Here is a 24,267-nt window from a genome sequence, read left to right on the forward strand (position 1 = left end):
AATTCAGGGTTTCAATTTGGGCATTATCTGTTTAAAAACATCAGGAGGTAGAAGGCTGCCCTTTATCTCGACGACTTTAGCAGATACTCCATTTGCTATCTCGAGGCTTTTTATATAGGAATAACCCAATTTTCTAGAAGCTATAAAGGCTCCAATGTGAGAATCCCCTGCACCGATTGTGTCAACAACATCAGCTTTGATACCCATGGTATGTTGTAGGTTTTCACCATCATATAGATAGGAGCCATTTTCACCATCTGTAATGATAATCAAATTGTTGGTTAAGGAATAAAGCATCTTAACAGCTCGTTCTAAAGTTGAAGTTTTTGTAAAAGTTAGAATTTCATCCGTATTTAGATGAACAATTGGTGAAAGTTTGAAAAGCTCATCAATTCTTTCTTTATCTATTATCGAGAATCTTGGCCCAGGAGCAAAGAAAACTTGTAGATGTCTGTTTTTATTAAGAAAAGATATGATTTTTTTACCGGTAGATTCCTCAATTTCTAGGCCACAGATGTAAACATAATCAAAATCCTTCATATTAATACCATCAAGCCAAATAGGGTCGAAAGTGTATTCGGCACCGTGATATGATAGAAAAGTTCGTTCGCCATTAGCTTCAACATAACAATAACAACACCCATTATCTTGATCTGTAACTCGGATAAATGGTGATAATCCTATTTTTTTCAGCTGTGAAGCCACATAATCTCCATAGATTCCGGTGCCGATAGGTGAACAAAACACATAAGGGACTTCAAAAAGATTTATTATGTTCTGCACATTAAAAGCACAACCGCCGATAGACATAGTCTGACCATTTATGTGACAGTCTTCAGTGGTAGTGGGGAGTTTTTCTATATTTATGATTATATCGAGTACAGTAGATCCGATAATCAGTGTTTTTTTCATGGTTACCTCCTAGGCTTATGTGAAATAAGTTTTTTAAATAGTTATATTATATCATATATTTATAATAGTTTATTTGATTTGAAAGTCTTTCAAGTGTTATGTTCATATTAATAAAATAAGATATAATATAAACAATATCTGGAGGAGGGATAGAAATGAAAAATCGAATTAGAGAAATAGAGGAGCAAATTGCAGAACTTAAATCTAGATGGCCGGCCCATTCACTACAACCAAGGATGCTTGAAGAACTAGAAGATCTAGAAACTGAGTTAGATAATTTAAAAATCTTAAAATCGAATAAATATGGGTTAAAAGTTCAGCAAAGATGACGTAATCTATTATAACTCAATAGTCATGGAAAAAGAGGCTGTCGCACTTAGGTAAGTACGGCAGCCCCCCATTCTTATTAATATTCTGCTTTATTAATTTTATAACTTTGTTTTGTAACTGCAAGGAAATCTTTTATTCGTCACCTTCATTATCTATGGTGATACAGGTTCAGTTGCCCTCTGCCACCCTACAGGAACGAAATGTTGTGTAATAACATTAAAGTTACCATGGCGTCGAATATTTATTACAACAATATGGAATCTCGCACACACATTAAGAGTTGCGCCGCCTCCACCTGACAGAATGAATTTAACATCATGGGCTTCAGCAAGTTGAAAATCATGAATGTGGCCTAGAAGCACTTTGGAGACTCTGTTTCTTACTATATTATAAAATTCCTTTCGTCCCCTTTCATTTGGAAAGGCGTCTTCTCCAACCCAATCAAGCTGAGGTTCTCTTGGTGGAACATGCATATCCACAAAAACATTCATATGACATCTATTATATGGCAAAATGTTGTCCAAGAATTCCAGTTCACTTTCTGTCAGACCGTATTCTTTATAAACATAATGGTATAAAGAATTCAGTCCAACTAATCTGAGGCGGAAGCTAGGCAAATCAATATACCAATGAATATCCTCCGGGCCAATAATTTTTTTGTAGTTATCCAGAGAAAGTGTATTATTTGATCTTGCGGCATCATGATTACCAGGAACCATGAAAAAGGGCACTCTGTCACCGTTTTTATCTTTATTTAAACTATTGATTTTTTCAACTAAGAAATTGAGGTTATCTTCGGTACCAGTAAAGGCACCATCACCACCATAGGCAAAAAGTAAGGGATTAAAATCCATCGCTCTTTGCATAGCTACTTCAAAAATGTCATTGCTGACAAATCTTACATCGCTTCCTATACTGCGTTGAACCCAGCTGTCACCGAAAAATACTATATTATAATCATCCGGATTCCGCTTGCTTTTGATAGCCTGCAGATCGGCAAATGACTGATCAAAGAGAGTCATAATCATTCCTCCATAATAATAAAAGATATCGTATCTTTGTCAATATAATACTCAAGTAGGTAAAGATGTGTTACAAAAGAGGAATGTCACCCATATAATTAGCTGATATGTTACACTATAGAAGGACTTGGGGAAACTACCTGTTATAAATACCTACGGCTGACACTTAAGTTATACTCCGGCATATGTTGCCAAACTTCAGCACGATAAAAACTTTTAATTTATAGTGATATTTATTAAAATTATAAGGGTTAATTTAAAATTATAAATTTACAGTTTACTTAATAAGGCGAAGATAAAATAATTTTACAAAGGAAGAAAGTGAGGATATATGAGATTAGATAAATTTTTAGCAGAAGCATCTGTTGGAAGAAGGAAAATTGTTAGGACTTATATTAAAGAAGGCATGGTTAAAGTAAATAGACAAGTTATAACAGAACCTGCAGCAGAAATTAATGAAAGCTCCGATGTTATCGAATATCTTGGCAAAGTAGTTGCATATGCTGGCAAAGTATATTATATGTTTAATAAACCTGCTGGATACATTACTGCAAGAACAGATATAGTCAACAAAACCGTATTTGATTTTTTTGATGATTTTAAAATGAATGGAGTATTTCATGTTGGAAGATTAGATAAAGACACAGAGGGATTATTGTTACTTACCAATGATGGTGAATTCGAGCATAAATTAATGTGTCCACAAAAGCATGTTGAAAAAACTTATTTTTTTTGGGCTTTGGGTTCTTTGGATAAGGAAGACAGAAAGAAATTAGAACAAGGAATTTACATTGGAAAAGATGAAATACTAACAAAGCCTGCAAAAATAAAAGTACATAAATACGGAATGTATAAAGAGTTTAAAAATGAAATGCCTATGAAAAATCTAAAGAATATAGATTCAAATTATTATAATCAGCCGGTTGTCTCTGGATACCTTACGATTACAGAGGGACGTAAACATCAGGTGAAGCGTATGTTAAAGGCAGTAGGTTGTTATGTAGTATATTTAAAGAGAGTTTCCATTGGTGGATTAATGTTAGATGAATCATTGGAAAAAGGTCAGTATCGATTCTTGACAGAAGTGGAATTTCAAAAGTTATTTGAAGGATTATAATTAACTCCTTAAGAACTATTTATATTAGTAGCTTGTTAGGCTATAATATAAAAAAGCATTATTTAATATGAAGAAAAGAAAAATTAAGAGATTATTTTTTAATAAATAGATATTCAAACACTTAGGAGAGGAAGATGCATCTGTGAAAAAATTAAATGATTATTTATACTCAGGCGATACCGTTCTTGGGATTTTAAAGAGATATGCGGATGATTTGAAACAGTCGGCGAAAGAAACTCATAATCAGATTGATCTTGTGCACTGTAATTTTCTACTTCAAATTGCGGAACTTTGGCAGCACAACGATTTTCTGACTTCGCAGTCTCAACGAATTCGAGAATTCTATAAATTTATGGCAAATGAATATCCCTTTCTTGCATTTACTTTTAAGGGACGAATTAAGTCTCTGATACGCGCGGAAGCAAAATTTAATGGATATATTGTGGAATATATTTACAAGCATTACATTGAACAGGGCAAGTACCCTTCTCTTCCTGAACTTAAAAACTGCTTAAGCTGTTTTCGAGACTTGATTGCATACAGAATCGTGATTTCTCTTCCAAAATGTCATCTGAAAGAAGGGGATAGCTCGGAGGATGAAGAAATAAAATATTTATATAATGTTGCCAACCAGTTGCTTGATTTTCTGGAGGAACGTGGATTTACCGCAGAACTGTCTTCTTTAACCAGTCAGAAAAAATCGCCCTTGTTAAAAGAGAGCGTAAGCCCGTACTATAGAGATTATATTGAAAATTCAGAGTCTAGTGGCTATCGGTCACTGCATATAACATTTTATGATAACATTTCCCGTTCTTATGTGGAAGTACAACTTCGTACAAAAGAAATGGACGATTTTGCTGAGATTGGTCCTGCCAATCATTTAGGTTACGAAAAACGCCAGAAAAGTGAAAGAGCCAGGCGCGATGCAATTCCAAAAGGAGAGAATATTTATTTTGATGATGCATATGAAAGAGTTATCACATTGCATCAGCTTGAATTATCAAAAGTGGATGTAAATATGTTTTCAGCAGTGAATAATTCCCTTATTAATGATGGCTGTGGCCTCTACCGTGGAAGACTTATTCTTCCCTATGAGCATCTTTCAAGATTCCAGAATGATCTTGTTGACTAATTTTTTGAAGCAACAACGGACAGTCTTCGCTAATGCTATTAGTCAAGAGTTTTTGAAATGTAAAATTTTTAAAGGTATTGAAATTACTTCAGGGGTGTAAAATTTGGTGATTTGGCGATAATTAAAACTAAATAACCCCAAATATAGCCACAGATATATTTGAGCGTAAGTAGCTATTTTAATTAATTTAAAAAGCATGTACAAAAAGTCATATTATAAAACTAAATGTATTATAAAGTTGGCTAATAATAGAAAAGTTAGACAAAATATGATAACATATAAACTATATGGAAAGGAGATGAAATAATGGAAAGTAGAATAGAAGAAAAAAGAAGAGCAGAAATAAGTATGCACTTTTCAGAATTTGAAATGCCTCCTATGCAGGATATATTAATAGTAGGTAAAAGAGCTCCAATTGGTCCAGAGGCTGCCAGAAGAATGGTAGATATACTTTCTCCAGATCAATATGAAATAGTTAGAATCGAACACCCCAATGTTGAAGCAATTGTAATAAGAAAATTTTTATTAAGTATGATACCAAAAGACAAACTAATTTCTATTATAATGGAAGAAGGAGGCAAAATTGCTAACGAATCCATGATTATAAGAGCACAGATTAATATAACTGTTCATGTTAGCAAGTCTATTGAGTTATGATACGGACTGCTTTAAATATAATAGATAAGAATTTTATAAAAGTTGATATTTTAAATGGCGTCAGAAGAGTACAGAATGTTTTTTATGAAAAAAATATTGATTGCTTTGCTGTCTATGATAAGGAAAAACTGGTTGGTGTAGTCACACAAAAGGAATTAGTTACTGCACATCCCAATAGAATAATTGCTGATGCTATGACAAGTCAATATAGATGTGTGGATTCTTCAACATCTGTGTGGGAAATTAAGGGGATATTTGATTCTAATAAGGACTTATGTGTAATATTTGTAGAAGAAAAAAATGAAATTAAAGGTTTTTTGACAAGAACAATCTTAAAAATGGAATTAGCAAGACATATTGATTTACTTACTGGACTTTATAAAAGTGATTACATATTTTACAATACATATAATTTAATAAGTAATGGAAATGAAATATCATTAATTTTTATTGACTTAAACAATTTTGGACAAATTGATAAAAAGTATGGACATATAAATGGAGATATAATATTAAAAAATATAGCTCAAATATTAAAAGAAAATGTTGCCTCTGACACTTATTTATGTAGATATGCAGGAGATGAATTTGCGGTATTGACACCTTACTGTATTGAGAACTGTAAACTATTTGCAGAAAAATTGATAAAGGCTATAGATACATATGAATTTCCAAATAATATACCTGTTTCAGCGTCAATAGGAATTACAGGATATAAGCCTCACAATAAGATAACAGATAACACTCTAAACATTGCAAATAAGCTAATAAATATAGCAAGTTTAGCATCCACAAAAGCAAAAAAAGACATTAGTAAATCAATTGTTATTGAATATATGGATGCAATTGCATAAATTTTAGCAACTCATTTGTATATTTTTGTAAAGGGCAAACCCATTGAAAGATGGGGACGCAAAGCCATGAGTCTAAAGCAATTTTAACTGCTATGACAGTCAGGTTGCCAATAAAATAATAAACTTACTCGTGGTGGGCAATGTCTTTTATGCCTGCCATTTTTATAAAATTTAATACAATCTTTTCTTTTATCCATAACAGAACTCTAACATGAATAACTATTCTTTTGTATTATGATTTCCTTATATTTCAAACTTATATGAAAACTTATATAAGTTTGAAAGTTAATTTTCTTTATTTGATTGTCAGTTAAAACACTCGTATCGAATTTTAAGATTTCCTAGTTACGTATAAAGAAAAATTACTGATGAAGATAGGCAATATTATTATTAAAAATCTGAAAATTGAATAAATTACCAGTATATAAAAAACACAAAAAGGTCAATATAATAGTGTAGGGTATGTAACAGTTGAGCCAAGATTTATATATGCTTTAATATAGAGGTGTATGTGATTCGGCCAACGATTATATATGGGTTATCATAACTAGCTTATATATAGTCAGAGGGAAGATTCTATATTGTGAGGAAAAGCTTTAATATAGTCGATTAAAATTGATTATATTAAGGTTCCAACTTATGATATAGGGTCGAGCTAAAATTATATGGAGTGTTGAGATGGTTATATATAGCTGAAAGGTTATATATAGTTGTGTAGATATTTTATATAGTCGAAGAAACCATTATTATGGGTAATGAACTGCTTTATTATGGTGGAAACATCATAGTGAGGTAATACAGGTTATCTATAGTGGTGTAACTTAGATTGTTATGTGCTTTATATAGAAGAACTATAATTGGAGTTGTATTCCAGTTATAGTTCTTTTTATAGCTAAAAGCACATATTAGCCTAGCACCGCTGGGGTCATCACAGAAACTGGAAGTTTCTGTTTGATGATGCAGTGAAAAGATGAGTGAATCAGCTGAATTTAAGCAGGCTGGTTCATTATTTTTTAGTAGTTAACATAGGCTCAAATTAATTCTCACTTGCAAGCCCATTTAAAGCTTCAATATTTATAATTCTATAGCCATAGATAGTTTTTTGAAGTATCCCTTTTTTTACAAAATCAGCTATAACATATAAGAGATGTCTATAAGTTACTCCTAGATATTCAGAGGCTTCAGTATGTTTCTCGGAATAAATTCCACTGTGAGCTGTAATCTGAATAAATTTAGCAAGACGGTTTTCCAAAGGATATGCCATATTATGTGTGTAAATACGTGAATTGTTGTCGGCTTTCTTACTTAGATATATACATAGACCCCGAAGAAACACAGGGTCATCCAATAAAGTTTTACGGATTTGTTCCATGGGCAAAGCAATGCAAGTTAATGTAACCATAGCTTGTATGCCAACTGTCTTCTGCTTAGCATTAAGAAGCTCCATTTCACCTATAAAACAAGGTGCATACAAAAAATTTACCAATGAAACTTTTCCATTGCTGTGGGTAATATATGCCTTTGCTTGACCTTCTGCCACAAAATAAAGATAATCTGGATTTTGCCCTTCATATAGTATGAATTCATTAGCTTCAAAACGATGTAATTGTGCATAAGAAAGAATGCTCTCAGAAAAATAATTAAAAAATCCTGATTGCTCTGCAGTATTTCTAATTTCCTCTAATGATGTAACTTTTTCCATGATTAACCTCCAGCCCTATGAGATTTCTCATATAATTGTACAATCTATTTTGATATAATTCAACAAAAGGAAATTACAGATTGGAAGTGAAATCATGGATAGCAGTAAATCCGCTAAAAATGCTACATTACAATATGCCTTCTTACAGTCAATGCTATGGGGCAATTTTGGTGTACTAATTTGCTATGCAGGCAAATATTGTCTTGCTCAGGGGCTTACCAATACTCAGTATGGAGTTATCTTTGGTGTAGTGTCAGGAAGTGCATTTATACTTCAGATTTTACTTGCGCAAATTATAGGAAATGGCACTAGACGATATACCCTTAGAAGGGTAATACTTTTTGAAGCAGGAATTACCTTTATATGTGGAGTTCTGCTGTATACTACCAGCATTCATGGATACTTTGCAGTATCTCTCATTGCCCTTATGTGCATCTTATTACAAACCTATCCTGCTATAATCGATTCTTTTGGTATGGAAAAAATACAGATTGGTATGGTTATTAATCTTGGCATGGCTCGCGGCTGTGGCTCCTTTGCTTATAGCATACTTACCTATTTATGTGGCTGGTGTATTATGATCTTTGGTATAAAAGCAGTGCCTTTTATAGGCAGTCTTTTAGCTCTTGCATTATTTTATGGAACTTGGTCATTTCCTAAGGGAAAAGCTGAAACAAACCAGAAACTTATTGATAGTTCTAGGAAGGAAAAGTTGTGGAATATAAGATTTGTTCTGGCACTAACAGGCTTCTTTCTTTTATATGCCAGTCATAATTTTCTGTGTAACTATATGTATCAGATTGTGGTGACTCGCAGTGGTAACGAGTCTACATTAGGCACAGTTACTGCTTTTGGAGCCATGCTGGAACTACCAGCTATGTTTCTTATAGTAAACCTTATGAAGGTAAAACGCTGCGATTTCTGGCTTAAAATTTCTGGCGTTTTTATAACAATGAAAGCGCTTATTTACTTTATATCTAACTCAATGACTGGGCTATATATAGCACAATTAATGCAGCTAGGCGGCTTTTCTCTTTTTTCTATCAGTGCTGTTTATTATATAGGTTCCACCGTATCTGTTGAAAATTCTATTCATGGTCAAACCTATCGTGCTGCTGCCTGTACTTTCAGCAATTTACTGGCATATTTTCTTGGTGGTGTAGTTTGTGACTATTTTGGACCACAAGCTGTTATTATATGCTCAATAGTCTGTGGACTCACTGGAAGTATAATACTGTTTCTTTCCTGCTATAAAGTTGACAAGGTAGTAGGACTATAGAAAGTACCCTAAAGGTGTGGAATTTGGTAATAATTTCATATTGATGTTTCCTAAATAATTTACTCAATTATATGTTAATGGTAAAATGTGTGGAAATTAAATTATGGGAGAGAATACATTTATGGCAAAAAAAGAAAAAAATATTAAATGAAAAACCATATAAGTTATTTGGAGAAGAATTATTTTATATTTTCTTTAAGAATTTATCTGTGAATATATACCTGATATGCTCATAAAGTGAATATAATGTAAAATCATTGATTAATTTACATTATAGGGATATAATTAGCTATAAGTAAAAAGATAAATTAAATATATTAGCCTAAGCTTTAGACTATCAAAACAGCTTCAAAGCAATCTAAATTACTTAGGCTATTTAACTAAGTTGGAGGATTCAAATATAAAATTTGAACTTTCACTTGTTAATTATTATTTATTATTTAGGGGGAGAATTATCAATGATAAACAAAAAAGTCAGTAAATTATTAGGACCAGTTCTTGGAGTTATGAGTTTTATGTTAACCATGGGCACATTAGAAATGTCAGCTTTAGCAGATAGCAATGTACAAGCAGCTTCTACTTATGTAAATAGTACTACCTCTGCTGCTTCTGCTTATAAAGATTATTCAGTGAATATAAATAAGAGTGTTACTCAAAATGGATTAAAGGTAACCTTAGAAAAAGCAGTGGTAACAAAGCATAAATTAAATGCAGTGATTAAAGTAGAAAGTGATCAACCCTTTGATAAAACTAAATTTAATGAAAATTGCATATTTCAATTACTTTATGGTGAAACTCATCGAAGGGGAGAAGGCATGTCCATTGAGTATCCAGATGATAAAACTCAATTAATCACTATTGATAAAAATACTGATGACGAAGAATTTCCTGAAAGTGGTGATTTAAGGCTAGATGTAGTATTCCCTACTTATAAAGTCAACATAGGCATGGATGCAAATGCGGATTTTTCAGAATCATTTAAGAACATAATTGAAAAAGATTTATCGACAAAAATTCCTGGATCTGATTCCACATTAAATAAATTAGAGTCTGATGTTTTAGGAACAACAGTTACTTATACTGAACCTCAAAAAGATTATAATGATGGCTATATGAACTCTTCAATTATCTTAAAGGTTGGGGACAAAATGTATAAGTTAAGATCTTCTGGAAGTTCTTCAGATGGTAAAGAAACAAAAGGAACTTATGAATCAAAGGCAGTTACTTATGATACTCTTAAAGATGAAAAAAATATAAGCATAATACCTTTAACTTGTAATATAACTTGGGAGGAATTTAGAAAAGCACATGAAAATGATAATAAAAAAGAAGATACAAATAAGGAAACAACCAATAATGTAAGCTATTTAAAATCTTTCGATTTCTCTGACGGAAGTAAAGGAAGCATATATAACATTGAAAGAAATGATAATACTGTAAAAGTATATTGTAAAGGAAGTTCAGAAAAAGCAAGTTTATTAATGGCCAGTAACATGAGCTTGTATTGTAAGTTTATAGAAGGTCAAGTTGATTATTCTAATTATGACAGCGATAAATATATGAGTTTCTATAAAGATCCAAATGTTGCTCTTGGATATATCGTAGAGTTTAATAATGTAGAAAAAGATAAAGCATTAGAGCTAGTTTCTAGAGATGATATAGGACAAATAGATAGATATAATCTAGGAAGTGAAATACAAATTTCTAAATAAAATTAGGAACACCATTGAAAGCATTGATTTAGAGTGCTTTCAATGGTGTTAGCATTTAAAATATCAAGGTAGCAAAATAATCATCAGCTGTTTCAGCACGTCGAATCATCTTTACTGTTCCATCGGTGCAAAGCAATAATTCTGCAGCACGGAGTTTTCCATTGAAGTTGTAGCTGTGGGAGTAAGTATATGCACCAGCATCATGAAATACCAATATATTGCCTTCTTCGATGTAAGGAAGAGGTCTATCAATGGCAAACCTATCCCTATCCTCACATAATGCACCTGTTATATCATATACATGGTTACATTCTTTATTTTCCTTACCCATTACAGAAACATGATAATAATTATTATACCTGGCAGGACTCATAAAGCTATTTGTGGAAGCATCAAGCCCTATAAAACTCTTATAAGTTTTTTTTACATGCAGAACTGAGGAAACAAAATACCCATAAGGTCCTGTCATGTATATTCCAAGCTCTGTAAATAATGAAATTGGATTAAGTCCTGCCTTTACGATAGTTTCATCATAAGCTTTTTTTATGCAGCTGCTTATTGCTTCAATATCTGCTGGAGAATTTTCTGGTAAAAAAGGAATACCAATTCCCCCTGCTAAGTTAATAAAATCAACCCTTATTCCTGTGTTTCTGTATAAATCCACTACATATTGAAAAACTTTATGAGAGTTATCTCCAAAGTAATTGGCATCTCTTTTATGGCATCCAAATTGGGCGTGAATTCCAAAATGTTTTACTCCTAATTTTTGAAGCTTTCTAAAGGCATCATAAATCTGTTCCTTTGTGGAGCCAAACTTACTATTTTTAAAATTTATAGTGACTTTATCCTCATACATTATATCTTCACCAAGATTAAGTCTGCAGCATATAGTTTCAGGTATACCTGTACAATTATTTAAAAAATTAATATGAGCAGTATCATCTAGATTGATAATAGCACCTAGCTTTTTAGCTAGGGCATATTCCTCAGATGTAGTTACATTAGAGGTAAACATGATATCTTTATCTGAAAAGCCGCATTTATGGGCTAGCATTAATTCAACTTTTGAGGAACAATCTACTCCACAGCCTTCTTCTTTAAAAATCTTGAGAATATATGGATTTGGATTGGATTTAATTGCAAAATATTCATGATAACAATTATTCCATGAAAATGCTTTTTTTAAATTTTTGACGTTTTCACGGATTGCCTTTTCATCATAAATATAAAAGGGTGTTGGAAATTCCGAAACAATGTTTTTAAGTTTATCATAGGAAAATGGAACCTTCTTCATTTTACATTACTCCTTTTTCTTTGTGATATAATAATTTTAGTGGAAATAAAATGAGAAAACCAGTATAGAAATTCAAAGGTATACTAGTATAGATGGGGGAGAGTATGGTCTATAAATATAAGGCTGCTGCTGATTTAATTAAAGAAAATATTTTTTCTAGAAATTATAAGCCTGGTGAAAAGCTGCCATCAATTCAAAGGTTGTCAGAGAAGCTAAATTATAGTGCTGAAACAATAGTAAAGGCCTATAAGCAGCTGGAAGAGCAACATCTAATTTATTCAGTTCCAAAAAGCGGCTATTATGTAATGAAAAATGGAGATGAGATAGACGAAAAAGAAAGAGTTATAGATATGCTGAATGTCTATTTACCCGATAAAATTAATCCATATAAAGATTTTTATCACTGTATGGATAAAGCAATTTCAATTTATGAAAATAAACTTTTTGAATACTCATCGCCAAAGGGGATGCCTGAATTAATTAATGTTTTAACTAAACACTTAATGAACTTTCAAATATTTACTAAGACTGAAAATATATTTATCACAAATGGAGCTCAACAGGCTTTGTACATTCTCGGAGCTATGCCATTTCCAGAAGGCAGAGCAAAGGTTCTTGTTGAGCAGCCTACTTATTCGGTAATGCTAAGAATATTGGAAAACGCTAAAACTCCTGTTATTGGTATTAAAAGAACCCATGAGGGTGTAGATTTAGATGAACTGGAGGAAATATTTAAAAAGGGAGATATAAAATTTTTTTATATAATGCCAAGATATCAGAATCCAACTGGATTTTGCTATGATAATATTCAGAAAAAAGAAATTGTAAAGTTAGCAGAAAAATATGATGTGTACATAGTTGAAGATGATTATCTGGCAGATCTTGAACTAGATAAAAGATTAGACTCAATCTACACAATTGGAAATAAAGAGAGAATAATATATATTAAAAGTTTTTCAAAAACATTGCTTCCAGGCTTGAGGTTAGGGATGGCCATACTTCCAAAAGAATTGCATAAAAAATTTATAGATTTTAAACACAGCATAGATTTAAATACACCTATTCTTACACAAGGAGCTCTTGAAGTTTATTTGAAAAGCAGTATGTACAAGTTTCATATAAAAAGGACAAAAAAATTTTATAAGAATAAAATGGAGCTTTTAAAAAATCTGTGTAATAAGGAATTAAGCGATAAAATAACCTGGTACATTCCAGAGACTGGATTATATGCATATATGGAAACAAAAAAAGTATCTTCAGAGACCCTTGAAAAAATTCTTTTAAACAGCAAGGTACTTGTAAGCAGCACAAGAAACTGCTATATCGAAGGTTTTAGGCATACTGAAGGTATACGATTATGTGTATGTAATGCAAGTGATGAAGATATAAGGAAAGCAGTTAATATAATTTTAAGAGGACGGAAAAGAGATCAAAAGAAATTTAGCGTAGACTAAAATTAAATAGGATTTGCTATACAATAAAATAAGCAATAGTATATTAAGAAACTAATGCTTATTTTTTATATTCGATTAAAAAGCATGGTTATAAAGGTTTTCCATATAACTGTGCTTTTTTAACAGTGAAAAACTAGTTTATTCTTTAAATTTCAGTGTGCAACAGTTATCCTTATAATAGGTACAATCACTAATATCACAATGTGGGTAATTAATCTTCGAACACATAAGAGAAAAATCTTTTTTACCATCGTTTGGTACAATTCCCCCTTTACTACCACCTGAACTTGGTGGATTTATAGGATCACCCAAGGACGATTCTGATGACGTACCTGTTAAATTTACTGGCAAAGAGTCTAATGGGCTAATGCTTTGTCCTCCAGTCACCCTGTTAAGTTCTTCATCTGAAATTACTGTGTTTTTTTCAGTGATTAAATTAAATAATCTCTGTGCGTTGCCAGTATCAATAGTTAAATTATTTTCTTTTGTAAGTAAAAGCAATTCTTCTACACTTTTACATTGCATAGCTTTAGTTATTAGCTGTTTTTTGCCTAATAATTCATACAATTCCTTTAGTTCCATATAATATATCATCCTTTCGTTATATTTCTTGTATGTTTGTATACGAGTAACTTCTATAATTAGCTCAAAACTTTTCATTAAACCGGCTGAAAAAATTTATAAATTTTATGTTTTATGAGCTACTATATTATTTATTTCGTATAAATACATGAAACCAAAAAAATCTATAAATTTTAGGAGGTATTTTTATGTCAAAGGAAAATTTAATTCCAGATGATCATTAATCAGGGAAGAAATTCCATGAAACTAAAGGAATTTTTAGAACAAACCAATAGAATAAATTGGGACTTTTGAAAAAGCTAATAAAGTTTAAGTTAAATATAATTATTTGATAAAATATAAAGTTCTTGATTTTGATATGCTCCTCTTATGATAGACAGGGAGCGGTTCATTTCAAGGGCTTTTGTTGTTTTTTCTGCAGTTTAGCAAAGTTAACTTTTGGGTTCACTTTACACCCTTAGAAATATTATAGGAATTAGAAGCTTATGTTTGCTATCATAGACAATCAAAACTTGTTATAATTATAAAAAGATTTATTATTAATTATACTTTTACAGGAGGAAATAACCATGGAAAGATCAGGTAAGATATTGTCAAAAGAACAAAATGAAATGATGTCAAGATTAGACAAAGCATTACAATCATTTAAAGGAAAACAAATTATAATAGATACTAATGAGGACATAATGTCAAATCAGATATACAAAAATTTTTCTTATAATTTCTTTGAAAATTGTGAAGAAGAAGTCTTGTTAGATTTCCAAGATGAAGATAATGCTGAGGCTCCTACAATTTGTATAAATATAGCTGATATTTGGCATATTACAATAGATGAAAATGTTTATACACGTTATGTTAAGAAGATAGAAATTGAACTTAAAAATAAATTTATAATAAATTTAAAAAGTTATTTTCTTTAAAAAGATTAAAAGGAGTGATTTTATGTCACAAAACTATAAAAAGCCTAGCAAAGACGAATTAAAGGAAAAGCTTAATGAATTGCAGTATAAGGTTACTCAAGAAAATGCAACAGAAAGACCTTTCAATAATACTTACGACAAGCATTTTGAAAAGGGAATATATGTAGATATTGTTTCGGGTGAACCCCTATTTGCTTCTACGTATAAATTTAATTCTGGCTGTGGCTGGCCTGCATTTTCAAGGCCTATAAGTAGAGAGTTTATAGAAGAAAAGGCTGATTTTAGTCACAATATGCATAGAATTGAAGTTAGAAGTAAGCATGGAGATTCTCATCTTGGTCATGTTTTTAATGATGGTCCTATAGAAGAAGGCGGATTAAGGTATTGTATCAATTCTGCTGCATTAAAGTTTATTCCGCTTGATAAAATGAAAGAAGAAGGGTATGAGGAATATATTTCTTTGGTAGAGAATAACAACAATTAGGTAGAGTTAAATTAATAACTCTACTATTTGGTAATTAAAGTTTATTTTATTTATGTTTTACCTTGAATATTTCACCAACACTTACAATACTTATATGTAGTATATCAGTTAAAGTTTTAAGACTCCTAAGGTTATTTATATGCTTAATATTATTTTTACTAACTAACTTTTCAATCATTTCAATTATATCTTTTTTTTCATCAAAATTTAGAAGGAGATTTTTATTTAAACATTCTCTATTAATATAAGTTAAAGTAGTCCATATCTGATCTTCTGATATATTATTTATATCCATTAAAGCCCAGGTAAAATCTTTTCTTCTTGTGTTTTTAGGGTAGGCTGCCTTAAGAAACCTTATAAAATTATTCTCTGGCTTTGGATCCTTTTCTTTAACATATTTTCCAAGTTGTGATTTAAGATTGTTTTTCAGGTACATCAATGTATTTGGCTTTACTAAATCCTTTAAATTTTCTATATGTTCATAAATATAACTATATGTAGCTTTAAGCTGTTCTTCATTTACATTTTTCTTTTTAAGTATCATTGTTATATCAATGTATTCTAGAATATTCTTCTTGCAATTAAGCTCTTTATTGTACAGCCTCTCCCAAATTTCAGCTGCAGTTAATCCTTCAAAATCCATGTTATCTAATAATATTTCTTTATTCATATGTGCTCCTTACCTTTTTTAATTTGTTAGTTCTTATATTGTATCACAAATTTTATAATTAAATTGATAAAAATTGTGATACAATATGGTTGTTATTAGTCAGAATTACTTAGTGCCCTTGAGGTAAATAAATTCAAAAGTATATTTAGAAATTACTATTGACAATAAATGAATGATCGTTTATCATACAAATATAGACAGAGGTGGTCAGATGAGAAAAAAAGATGATGAAAAAGAAAAAAGTATAAAAGAAGCAGTAATAAAGCTAATACTTGAAGAAGGTTTTCATGGTACTTCTATTTCAAAAATTGCTAAAGCGGCAGGAGTTTCTCCAGCAACGGTATATATATATTATGAAAACAAAGAAACCATGCTGCAGGATATTTATCGTGAGTACTCAGAAGAAATTTTCAATTATCTTTTAAAGAGAGTGCATAAAGAGATGGAAGGTCAAAAACTTATAGAAATACTTGTGAGAAGTTATTATACCTATATTCAGGAACATGAAGAAATTTTTCACTTCGTAGATCAGTTTTCAAATTGTCCATCATTAGCGAGTAGTTGTTCAAGAGCAAAAGGTGTCTGCAATATTAATAATTTCATAGATGAGATAAAAAAAAGTAATATTATTAAAGATTATAATAATGATAATTTATTAGCAATTATATTTTATCCAGTAAAAGCAATTGCAGTTAATAGATGCAAAAGTGAAGCAGAAAGAGACGAGTTACTCCAAGAAATGATTAAAATTATACAGGATGCTTTGCTAAAATAGAAAAACTAAAAGCGAGACAATTTTGTGAAAGCTATTATCATAAAATTTTCTCGCCATAATTGAATAAATAATTAAACGAACGTTCACTTATAAAAGTTCGTAATGGAAGGATGAATATTATGATGAGTTTTAACGAAAACAACAAAGAAGGAATGGTTATTCCTATATCTGATATAGTTTTATTACCAGGCGTAACTTCTATACTTAAAGTAAGCAGGCTTGGTGAAGAGCAAATTAGAAATTTACTAAAGGAAGATGGTGAAAATATTGCCTTGTCCCTAAAGCAAAACTTTAATAAAAAAGAATTAAAAGAAGAAGATTTTTACAAAGTGGGTGTTTCCTTTAAAGTTAATGAAGTGGAGAAAACAGAAAAGGGCTACCAGCTTAAGGTTAAAGTTTTAGATAGGGTTGAAATAAAAAGCCTTAGTATTCAAAATAATTTTATACATGCTGAATATGATATTTTCCCTGATAATATTGATCTCTATGAAAAGAATCAGGAAGAAATGCTAGGATATTTGAAAAAAGTTACCTATGAAATAAGTGAAAAATTCCAAGGCTCAGAAAGGTATATGAAGGTAATTGAGGAGATAAGAGATTTAAATTCACTTATGGTACACCTATCTCAATTTATGCCTATATCAAATGCTGAAAAGTATGATTTGCTTGAAACACAATCATTAAAAGATAGAAGCTTAAAGTTTATGGACTATCTTCTAAAGCAAAAAGAAACTCTTGAATTGCAGCTTCAGATGGCAGAAAAGGTTTCTAAAAAGAACAACAAATATTATAGAGAATCAATGCTTAGAGAACAATTGAAAATTATTCAAGAGGAACTAAATGAGGGTAAGGGAGAAAATGATAAAAAAGGTAAAGATTATTTAAACAAAATTGAAGAAGCTCAAATGCCGCCGGATATAAAGAATGCTGCTCTTGATGAATTAGATAAATTACAGTCGCAAAGTCCTAATAGTTCAGATTATAATGTTATACGTAATTACTTGGATTTATTAGTACAATTGCCTTGGAAAAAGAGTGAAACAAAGCCTATTAATTTAGGGGAGGCAAGACGAATTTTAGATGATGCCCATTATGGACTGTCCAAAGTTAAGGATAGAATAATACAGCATTTAGCTGTAATGCAGCTAAAAAAAGATAAGAAGGGTTCTATTCTATTACTTGTAGGACCTCCTGGAACAGGAAAGACAAGTTTAGGTAAAAGTATTGCAGAAGCTCTTGACAGAAAGTATATTCGTTTGAGTTTAGGTGGAATTAGAGACGAAGCAGAAATTAGAGGACATAGAAGAACTTATGTTGGAGCTATGCCTGGAAGAATTATTCAAAGCATTAAAAAAGCAGGGGAAAGTAATCCTGTTATGATTCTAGATGAAGTGGATAAGCTGATGACTGGTGGTTATAGTGGAGACCCTGCTAGTGCTCTTTTAGAGGTACTTGATCCAGAACAAAACAATAGCTTTACAGATCATTATTTAGATCTACCATATGATTTGTCAGAGGTTTTCTTTATTGCTACAGCCAACTCCCTTGAAAGTATTCCTGCTCCATTATTGGACAGAATGGAAGTTATTCAAATTTCAAGTTATACAATAAATGAAAAGTTCCATATTGGAAAAAATCATTTAGTGCCTGAAGTTCTTGAAGACCATGGATTAACAGAAAAACAATTGGTGATTGAAGATTATGTGCTTCAAAAAGTAATTAGTGAGTATACTCTAGAAGCTGGAGTTAGAGGACTAAAAAAACAACTGGCTGCCCTTGCTAGAGTAACTTCTGAGAAAATAGTATCTAATACAGTAGAATTGCCATACAAAATTACTGTAGATCAATTAGAGGAATTATTAGGTAAGCAGGTTTCAAGACATGATAAAGCTCAATTAGATAATCCGCCTGGAGTTGTAACAGGACTAGCATGGACTCCTGTTGGAGGAGAAATACTTTTCATTGAAGCTACTGATATGTCAGGAAGTGGACAAGTTATCCTAACAGGTAAATTAGGCGATGTTATGAAGGAATCAGCGAGAATTTCCTTAAGCTTGTTAAAGTCAAGACTGCCAATGAATTCAATTAATTTTAAGGAAAGAGATTTACACATTCATGTTCCATCGGGGTCCGTTCCTAAGGATGGTCCATCCGCAGGTATTACATTATTTACTGCCCTTGCTTCCTTAGTCACAGGTATTAAGGTAGATTCTAAAATTGCAATGACAGGAGAAATAACTTTAAGAGGTGCAGTACTACCAATAGGTGGATTAAAAGAAAAATTATTAGGAGCTCAAAGAGCTGGTATAACAAAGGTATTAATTCCAAAGGATAATGTAGTTGACCTTAAGGATGTGCCTGAAGAAGTGAAGAATCAGCTTACAATTATACCTGTTGAGACTATAGAAGATGTGCTTAAAGAAACTTTAGATATTTCTTTACCTAGAATAGAGCGTATGTTTAATCAGAAGGAAGTTATAGGATTTAAAGAATCTATAGGAGTATAATTAGAAATTTTTTCTTCGCAAGTACCTCAGGAGCAAGATTTTCCTTGATGCTAAGTAGAGTAAAATAGTAGAACTGGAAAGTATTAAAATAAAGGGATTTTGAGATTCATGGGCAGAAAACCCAATCTCCAAAATCCCTTATTTTTGATGTCTTATGGATTAAAATGCACTTAACAAATTGGAAAATAATTTAGATAGTACAAAAGTTAAAAGTGAAGTCAATTTCCTAGAAGATTCAAACATAATAATCAAAAAATACAGAATTTTCTTGAATTTTCTACAAATTAGTTGTATAATTACTCTAAATTATTTTATAGACAATTCATTTAAAAACTTATAGGGAGTGGTTTAAATGACTTCAAATGGAAATAATAGTATTTTTTCAACAAAGATTCAGTTATTATGTTTTCTCGCATTTATGATATGTCCTGTAGGATGGTTAGGTATTCTTTATAGTGGAGGTATATGTAAAGATCTTGGTGATATATTAAAAATATTGATTTCTCCATATGTTGATATCTATATTGTAGTTTGCATTTGTGCCATCTTATTTATTATTAGACGTAAAATAAGTAAAGTAATGGAATATATTAAAGAACCATCCAGCCAGGAATTAATTGAAGTTCAGAGTGTTATTAGCTCAATTCCAGCGATATTCATTGTTTCTGATATTATTTGGACAATAACAGGATCTATTGTATGCTTAACTGTTCTAGGTACAAGCTCCACTAACTTTATCATTGGAGTGTCTTTAGGAATCCCCTTCAGTATACTTTTTGGAATACCATTTTTTGTAATCATTACAAGAATAGTAGAAAAATTTTCACAAGATATTGATATAAATAATCAACTTATAAATAGATCCTCAATCTCAGTAAAACTAACCTTTGTCGTTGTATGCAATATTTTAGGCAGCATCCTTCTAATAGTGGCTTATGCTATTTCACTTATTGTTAATGGATTAACTGAACATTTTGTGTTAAACCTGGCAGCATTAGCTCTAGTAACAGCCCCTATTTCTGTTATCGATATTATATTATCAAGCAATCAAATTATCAGGCCAATAAAGACAGTTTTACAATCGCTAAGTAATATTTCCGATGGAGATGGAGATATGACTAAGCGAATTATTATTTCAAATAGGGATGAGATAGGCTTATTAGCCAAAGAATTTAATAAATTCATTAATAACAACCAACTTTTAATAAAACAAATTAGAGGTTTCTCAATCCATGTAGCAAACTCATCAAAGGAGATGACAAACAATATTAACGAATTGAACACTATATTTAATCAAACGGTTTCTTCCATTAGTGAAGTGGCTAACGGTGCAGAAACGCAGTCAAAAAAGATTGAGAATGCATCTTTATTCACAGAAGAGATTGCTGAAAGTATTCAACAGGTGGCTGCAAATACAAATATAATGGCTAAGGTCTCCGAAACAACCTCCATTTCGGCTGAAAATGGCGAAAGTTCCGTTGAAATAGCCGTTAGGAAAATGAATGAAATTGAAGAGAAAGTAAGTACTACTTCACAGCTAATGGCTAAATTAGGTGAACGAACTGCTGAGATAGGTCAAATTACTGATACAATAACTAATATTTCCGTGCAGACAAATCTGTTAGCTCTAAATGCTGCGATTGAAGCTGCCCGAGCAGGAGAACAAGGTCGCGGATTTGCGGTTGTCGCTGGTGAAGTTAGAAATTTAGCAGAACAGTCGTTGATTGCTGCAAGCAACATTTCGAAATTAATTAGTGGCATTCAAAAAGATACCGACATGGCACTTTCAGCAATGGCCGATAGTACCCTTGAAGTAAAAAATGGCAATGAGGTTGTTAGTGTTGTGGGAGCAACGTTCAAAGATATTGTAATTGGCGTATCCGAAATAACAAGTCAGATAAAAGACATCTCATCTTCAGTTCAGCATATAGCTGATGGTAGTAAGAAGGTTGTGTCATCTATTATAAGTGTTGATGAAATTATAAAAGACTCTGTATTACAAGTTCAAAATGTATTAGCAACGACCCAAAAAGAGTCTGCTTCCATGGAAGAAATTACATTATTCAGTAAAGAACTAACTGAAATGACAAATAATCTAGAACTATCCGTACAAAAATTTAAAGTATAAGCAGCTTCAAATGTTAAGTAGAGATAGGAGATTCCATGTACTGTATGATAGAGTGTATCGAAAAGACATATTAGAAAAGGTATTTTATAAAGATGCTGAATATAATGTGTAACAATTTCATAATCTTTAAATAATATTAGAAAACCAGCAATAGCATTATTATATAAATGAATAATGCTATTGCAATTTTATTGGAGGATATGCTTATGAACAGTATTATTGATAATATTGGAAAGCTGATTACCAGTTTTCAAGATAAAATTACTGAAATTCAAGTACTGGTGAGTAGAAGTCTTAAGATTGTAACAGGCATTATAGTAGCTTTTCTAATCATCTATGTTATCAGAGAGTGTTTAAGTTGGCGTATGCAAATCAAGCTGCAAAAGCAGAATGAAGAACTTCTTAAAAGGATGAACAGAATTATTGACTTATTGGAAAGAAATTTAAAAATTAAGTAGAGCTTTTGGCCTTGGCTTCTATAATTGTCTTCTTTATTTTTGATGGTTTATAGGTTAAAATTAAGTTGTCTTATAAATATTAATTTTGTAGGATTAATATAAAAGATAGGTTGAGTCTTTTTTTTCTTAAGTAGAGGACATAGTGAAAGGAGAATAATTATGACGTGGTTATTTAATAAAAAATCAATTGCAACAACAGCTTTAGCATTATCTTTAATGTTTGCTGGTGGTTGTTCAAATGCATCTAATAAATCGGAAAATAATTTAGATAGTACAAAAGCTAAAAATGAAGCCAATTCTCAAGTTAATTCGGTTACAACTTCAGAGAATACAACTGCTGCAAACAATTCTAATAGTACAAATAAGTCAGAAGATAATAGTAAGTCAAATGGAACTCCTGAAAATACACCTAAAGAAAAAACAAGTTCTTCTAGCAGTAATGTGAAAGATAAAGCTTCTTCAGAACAGAACATTACTGAAAAAGTTAAAAATTACATTATTAATGGGCAGGGAAATAAACCAGAGGCACTAAAAATAAATTGGAGTAAAACATTTCTAGATAAAGTTGATGTTGAAAGTTTATATAAGAAATATATAGCTAATGGAGGCCGTGCTGATGATTTAGAGAGTTTTGCCAGCTATATGACTTTAAATGCCCCTATTCCTGCTAACTGGCAAGAATTATTTGAAAAAGACTTATATGACACTTATGGGGAAAAGGTTGTTAGATTGGAACATTTGCAAGATGATTTATATCAAGCCTATATTGTGAAAAATGGTTCTGAGGTGCCTTATGTTGCAGTTTCAGCAAGGACCGGCTATTATCACGGATAGTCATTTAAGTAGGTAAATTCTATATAGAATTTTCAATGCTGTATTAGCAAAGGAGGAAGAAATTATGAGTGGTATATTTAAGGCATACGATATAAGGGGTATCTACAACAAAGAATTTAGTAGGGACGATGTGTACAGGATAGGATATTTTATACCTAGACTACTAAAAGCTGATAAAGTGCTAGTAGGACGCGACTGCAGGGTGTCTTCGGAAGAGGTATTCGAATACCTTTCAAAGGGTATAACTGACAGTGGGGCAGATGTTTATAACATAGGATTATCTACGACTCCAATGGTTTATTTTGCAACAGCCAGGCATGGATTTGATGCGTCGATACAGATAACCGCATCTCATAACCCTAAAGAATATAATGGGCTTAAGATTTCCAGAACAGGTGCCCTGCCCGTTGGAATTGATTCAGGTCTTGCTGAGCTTGAGAGCATGGTAAGAAATAATAAAGTAGAAGTGACAGGTAAAAAAGGGAAGGTAGTAGATTTTAAAATAAGGGAGGAATACATTGATTTTCAAAGAATATACATGCCAGACCTTTCAAATCTTTCCATAGCAATTGACTGCTCTAATGGTATGACTTCTTTGATTATAAAAGATATATTGGGAACATCACCAAATTACATATTTAATACATTGGATGGTACGTTTCCGAACCATGAACCCAATCCTCTAGACGAAAAAAATGTAGTAGATCTCCAAAAAGAAGTAGTTGAAAATAAATGTGATGCAGGGATTATATACGATGGTGATGGGGATAGAGTTGTTTTTGTTGATGAGAAGGGGAGATTTATTCCACCGGATATTATGATTGCTGTAATTGGCATGTACTACCTCGAAAGGGAAAAGGGTAATGTTCTTTGTGATATCAGAACATCAAAGGCAGTTTCGGAATGCATAACGAAATTAGGGGGAACGCCTCATATGTGGAAAGTGGGACATGCTTTTGCAAAGGTAAAGCTTAGAGAGATAAAGGGTATCTTTGGGGGAGAGCTTGCAGGACATTACTACTTCCGGGACTTCTTCAACTGTGACTCTGGAATTTTTGCAAGCCTTATATCATTGAATGTAATAAGCAGATTAAAAAAAGAAGGAAGGCTTTTTTCTGAATTGGTTGATTCCATAAGGAAATATCCTAATTCAGGAGAGGTCAATTTTCGAATAGAACAAAAAGATGAAGCAATGGAAAGATTAAAAGATGAATTCACACAAAGGGAAATACCGACAGCAGTCTACGACTTTGATGGCTACAGGATAGAATTTAAAGACTGGTGGTTTAATGTGAGAATGTCCAATACTGAGCCCTATCTTAGGCTGGTGGTTGAAGCAAACAGCGAAGACTTGCTTGAGAAAAAGCTATCTGAACTTAAAAGTATACTTGGAGAGTTTAAGTAAATATAGTATGTGTTTTAGATATAGATCCTCACGGCCGAA

The 24,267-nt window shown here is 31.7% G+C and carries 22 protein-coding genes and 1 riboswitch; of the genes, 16 read left to right on the forward strand and 6 right to left on the reverse strand.

Annotation, left to right across the window (positions count from 1 at the left end; translation table 11 throughout):
- Positions 1-3: 3 nt before the first annotated feature.
- Positions 4-912, reverse strand: coding sequence for a carbohydrate kinase family protein (locus tag I6U48_RS04125; RefSeq protein ID WP_218319136.1), 909 nt, complete (start codon positions 910-912; stop codon positions 4-6).
- A 155-nt stretch (positions 913-1,067) separates the two neighbouring features.
- Here I6U48_RS04125 and I6U48_RS04130 point away from each other — a divergent pair, with 155 nt between their 5' ends.
- The gene (locus tag I6U48_RS04130) at positions 1,068-1,241 is read left to right on the forward strand and encodes a histidine kinase (RefSeq protein ID WP_218319137.1); all 174 of its coding nucleotides are present in this window, start codon (positions 1,068-1,070) and stop codon (positions 1,239-1,241) included.
- 153 nt (positions 1,242-1,394) lie between these two features.
- Here the strand turns inward: I6U48_RS04130 and I6U48_RS04135 are convergent, their stop codons facing one another.
- Positions 1,395-2,264, reverse strand: a complete 870-nt coding sequence (locus I6U48_RS04135) for a metallophosphoesterase family protein (RefSeq protein ID WP_218319138.1) — start codon at positions 2,262-2,264, stop codon at positions 1,395-1,397.
- Positions 2,265-2,595: 331 nt separating this feature from the next.
- Between I6U48_RS04135 and I6U48_RS04140 the strand changes: the two genes are divergently transcribed.
- The 4 genes from I6U48_RS04140 to I6U48_RS04155 all read left to right on the forward strand — a co-directional run bounded on the left by I6U48_RS04140 (position 2,596) and on the right by I6U48_RS04155 (position 6,024).
- The gene (locus tag I6U48_RS04140) at positions 2,596-3,381 is read left to right on the forward strand and encodes a pseudouridine synthase (RefSeq protein ID WP_218319139.1); all 786 of its coding nucleotides are present in this window, start codon (positions 2,596-2,598) and stop codon (positions 3,379-3,381) included.
- 142 nt (positions 3,382-3,523) lie between these two features.
- Positions 3,524-4,513 (forward strand): RelA/SpoT-related domain-containing protein, encoded by a 990-nt coding sequence (locus I6U48_RS04145; protein ID WP_218319140.1) that lies wholly within the window; start codon positions 3,524-3,526, stop codon positions 4,511-4,513.
- Between the two features lie 306 nt (positions 4,514-4,819).
- Positions 4,820-5,170 (forward strand): hypothetical protein, encoded by a 351-nt coding sequence (locus I6U48_RS04150; protein WP_218319141.1) that lies wholly within the window; start codon positions 4,820-4,822, stop codon positions 5,168-5,170.
- Positions 5,167-6,024 (forward strand): diguanylate cyclase, encoded by an 858-nt coding sequence (locus I6U48_RS04155; protein ID WP_218319142.1) that lies wholly within the window; start codon positions 5,167-5,169, stop codon positions 6,022-6,024. Before I6U48_RS04150 ends, I6U48_RS04155 begins: the two co-directional genes overlap by 4 nt.
- A gap of 23 nt (positions 6,025-6,047) precedes the next feature.
- Positions 6,048-6,136, forward strand: a riboswitch (cyclic di-GMP riboswitch).
- Between the two features lie 924 nt (positions 6,137-7,060).
- On the opposite strand, the gene yeiL is transcribed toward I6U48_RS04155, so the two are convergent.
- Complete coding sequence (gene yeiL / locus I6U48_RS04160) at positions 7,061-7,726, reverse strand: transcriptional regulator YeiL (RefSeq protein ID WP_218319143.1); 666 nt, start codon at positions 7,724-7,726, stop codon at positions 7,061-7,063.
- 94 nt (positions 7,727-7,820) lie between these two features.
- On the opposite strand from yeiL, the gene I6U48_RS04165 reads away from it, so the two are divergent.
- Positions 7,821-9,005, forward strand: coding sequence for an MFS transporter (locus I6U48_RS04165; RefSeq protein WP_218319144.1), 1,185 nt, complete (start codon positions 7,821-7,823; stop codon positions 9,003-9,005).
- Positions 9,006-9,463: 458 nt separating this feature from the next.
- On the forward strand, positions 9,464-10,717 hold the full coding sequence (locus I6U48_RS04170) for a DUF4179 domain-containing protein (RefSeq protein WP_218319145.1): 1,254 nt from the start codon (positions 9,464-9,466) through the stop codon (positions 10,715-10,717).
- Positions 10,718-10,772: 55 nt separating this feature from the next.
- Here the strand turns inward: I6U48_RS04170 and I6U48_RS04175 are convergent, their stop codons facing one another.
- On the reverse strand, positions 10,773-12,011 hold the full coding sequence (locus I6U48_RS04175; RefSeq protein ID WP_218319146.1) for a diaminopimelate decarboxylase family protein: 1,239 nt from the start codon (positions 12,009-12,011) through the stop codon (positions 10,773-10,775).
- Between the two features lie 104 nt (positions 12,012-12,115).
- On the opposite strand from I6U48_RS04175, the gene I6U48_RS04180 reads away from it, so the two are divergent.
- Complete coding sequence (locus tag I6U48_RS04180; RefSeq protein ID WP_218319147.1) at positions 12,116-13,465, forward strand: aminotransferase-like domain-containing protein; 1,350 nt, start codon at positions 12,116-12,118, stop codon at positions 13,463-13,465.
- A gap of 138 nt (positions 13,466-13,603) precedes the next feature.
- Here the strand turns inward: I6U48_RS04180 and I6U48_RS04185 are convergent, their stop codons facing one another.
- Complete coding sequence (locus I6U48_RS04185; RefSeq protein ID WP_218319148.1) at positions 13,604-14,047, reverse strand: hypothetical protein; 444 nt, start codon at positions 14,045-14,047, stop codon at positions 13,604-13,606.
- 569 nt (positions 14,048-14,616) lie between these two features.
- On the opposite strand from I6U48_RS04185, the gene I6U48_RS04190 reads away from it, so the two are divergent.
- Together I6U48_RS04190 and msrB are read left to right on the forward strand one after the other, a co-directional pair.
- Positions 14,617-14,967 carry a hypothetical protein gene (locus I6U48_RS04190; RefSeq protein WP_218319149.1) on the forward strand — a complete coding sequence of 117 codons (351 nt, stop codon included), beginning with the start codon at positions 14,617-14,619 and terminating at the stop codon, positions 14,965-14,967.
- Between the two features lie 22 nt (positions 14,968-14,989).
- Positions 14,990-15,451 carry a peptide-methionine (R)-S-oxide reductase MsrB gene (gene msrB / locus I6U48_RS04195; protein ID WP_218319150.1) on the forward strand — a complete coding sequence of 154 codons (462 nt, stop codon included), beginning with the start codon at positions 14,990-14,992 and terminating at the stop codon, positions 15,449-15,451.
- A gap of 46 nt (positions 15,452-15,497) precedes the next feature.
- Here the strand turns inward: msrB and I6U48_RS04200 are convergent, their stop codons facing one another.
- Entirely contained in the window at positions 15,498-16,121 is a 624-nt protein-coding gene (locus I6U48_RS04200) for a hypothetical protein (RefSeq protein ID WP_218319151.1), read from the reverse strand.
- 211 nt (positions 16,122-16,332) lie between these two features.
- Here I6U48_RS04200 and I6U48_RS04205 point away from each other — a divergent pair, with 211 nt between their 5' ends.
- From I6U48_RS04205 to I6U48_RS04230, 6 genes are all read left to right on the forward strand, one after another.
- Positions 16,333-16,896 (forward strand): TetR/AcrR family transcriptional regulator, encoded by a 564-nt coding sequence (locus I6U48_RS04205; protein ID WP_218319152.1) that lies wholly within the window; start codon positions 16,333-16,335, stop codon positions 16,894-16,896.
- Between the two features lie 119 nt (positions 16,897-17,015).
- Positions 17,016-19,403 carry an endopeptidase La gene (gene lon, locus I6U48_RS04210; protein WP_218319153.1) on the forward strand — a complete coding sequence of 796 codons (2,388 nt, stop codon included), beginning with the start codon at positions 17,016-17,018 and terminating at the stop codon, positions 19,401-19,403.
- Positions 19,404-19,821: 418 nt separating this feature from the next.
- Positions 19,822-21,531: a methyl-accepting chemotaxis protein gene (locus I6U48_RS04215; protein ID WP_218319154.1), complete on the forward strand. Its 1,710-nt coding sequence runs from the start codon at positions 19,822-19,824 to the stop codon at positions 21,529-21,531.
- Between the two features lie 206 nt (positions 21,532-21,737).
- Entirely contained in the window at positions 21,738-21,989 is a 252-nt protein-coding gene (locus tag I6U48_RS04220) for a hypothetical protein (RefSeq protein ID WP_218319155.1), read from the forward strand.
- A gap of 159 nt (positions 21,990-22,148) precedes the next feature.
- On the forward strand, positions 22,149-22,823 hold the full coding sequence (locus I6U48_RS04225) for a hypothetical protein (RefSeq protein ID WP_218319156.1): 675 nt from the start codon (positions 22,149-22,151) through the stop codon (positions 22,821-22,823).
- Between the two features lie 64 nt (positions 22,824-22,887).
- Positions 22,888-24,228 (forward strand): phosphomannomutase/phosphoglucomutase, encoded by a 1,341-nt coding sequence (locus tag I6U48_RS04230; protein WP_218319157.1) that lies wholly within the window; start codon positions 22,888-22,890, stop codon positions 24,226-24,228.
- The last annotated feature ends 39 nt before the right edge of the window (positions 24,229-24,267 follow it).

The organism is Clostridium thailandense, from assembly GCF_019207025.1.
GTDB lineage: Bacteria > Bacillota > Clostridia > Clostridiales > Clostridiaceae > Clostridium_AM > Clostridium_AM thailandense.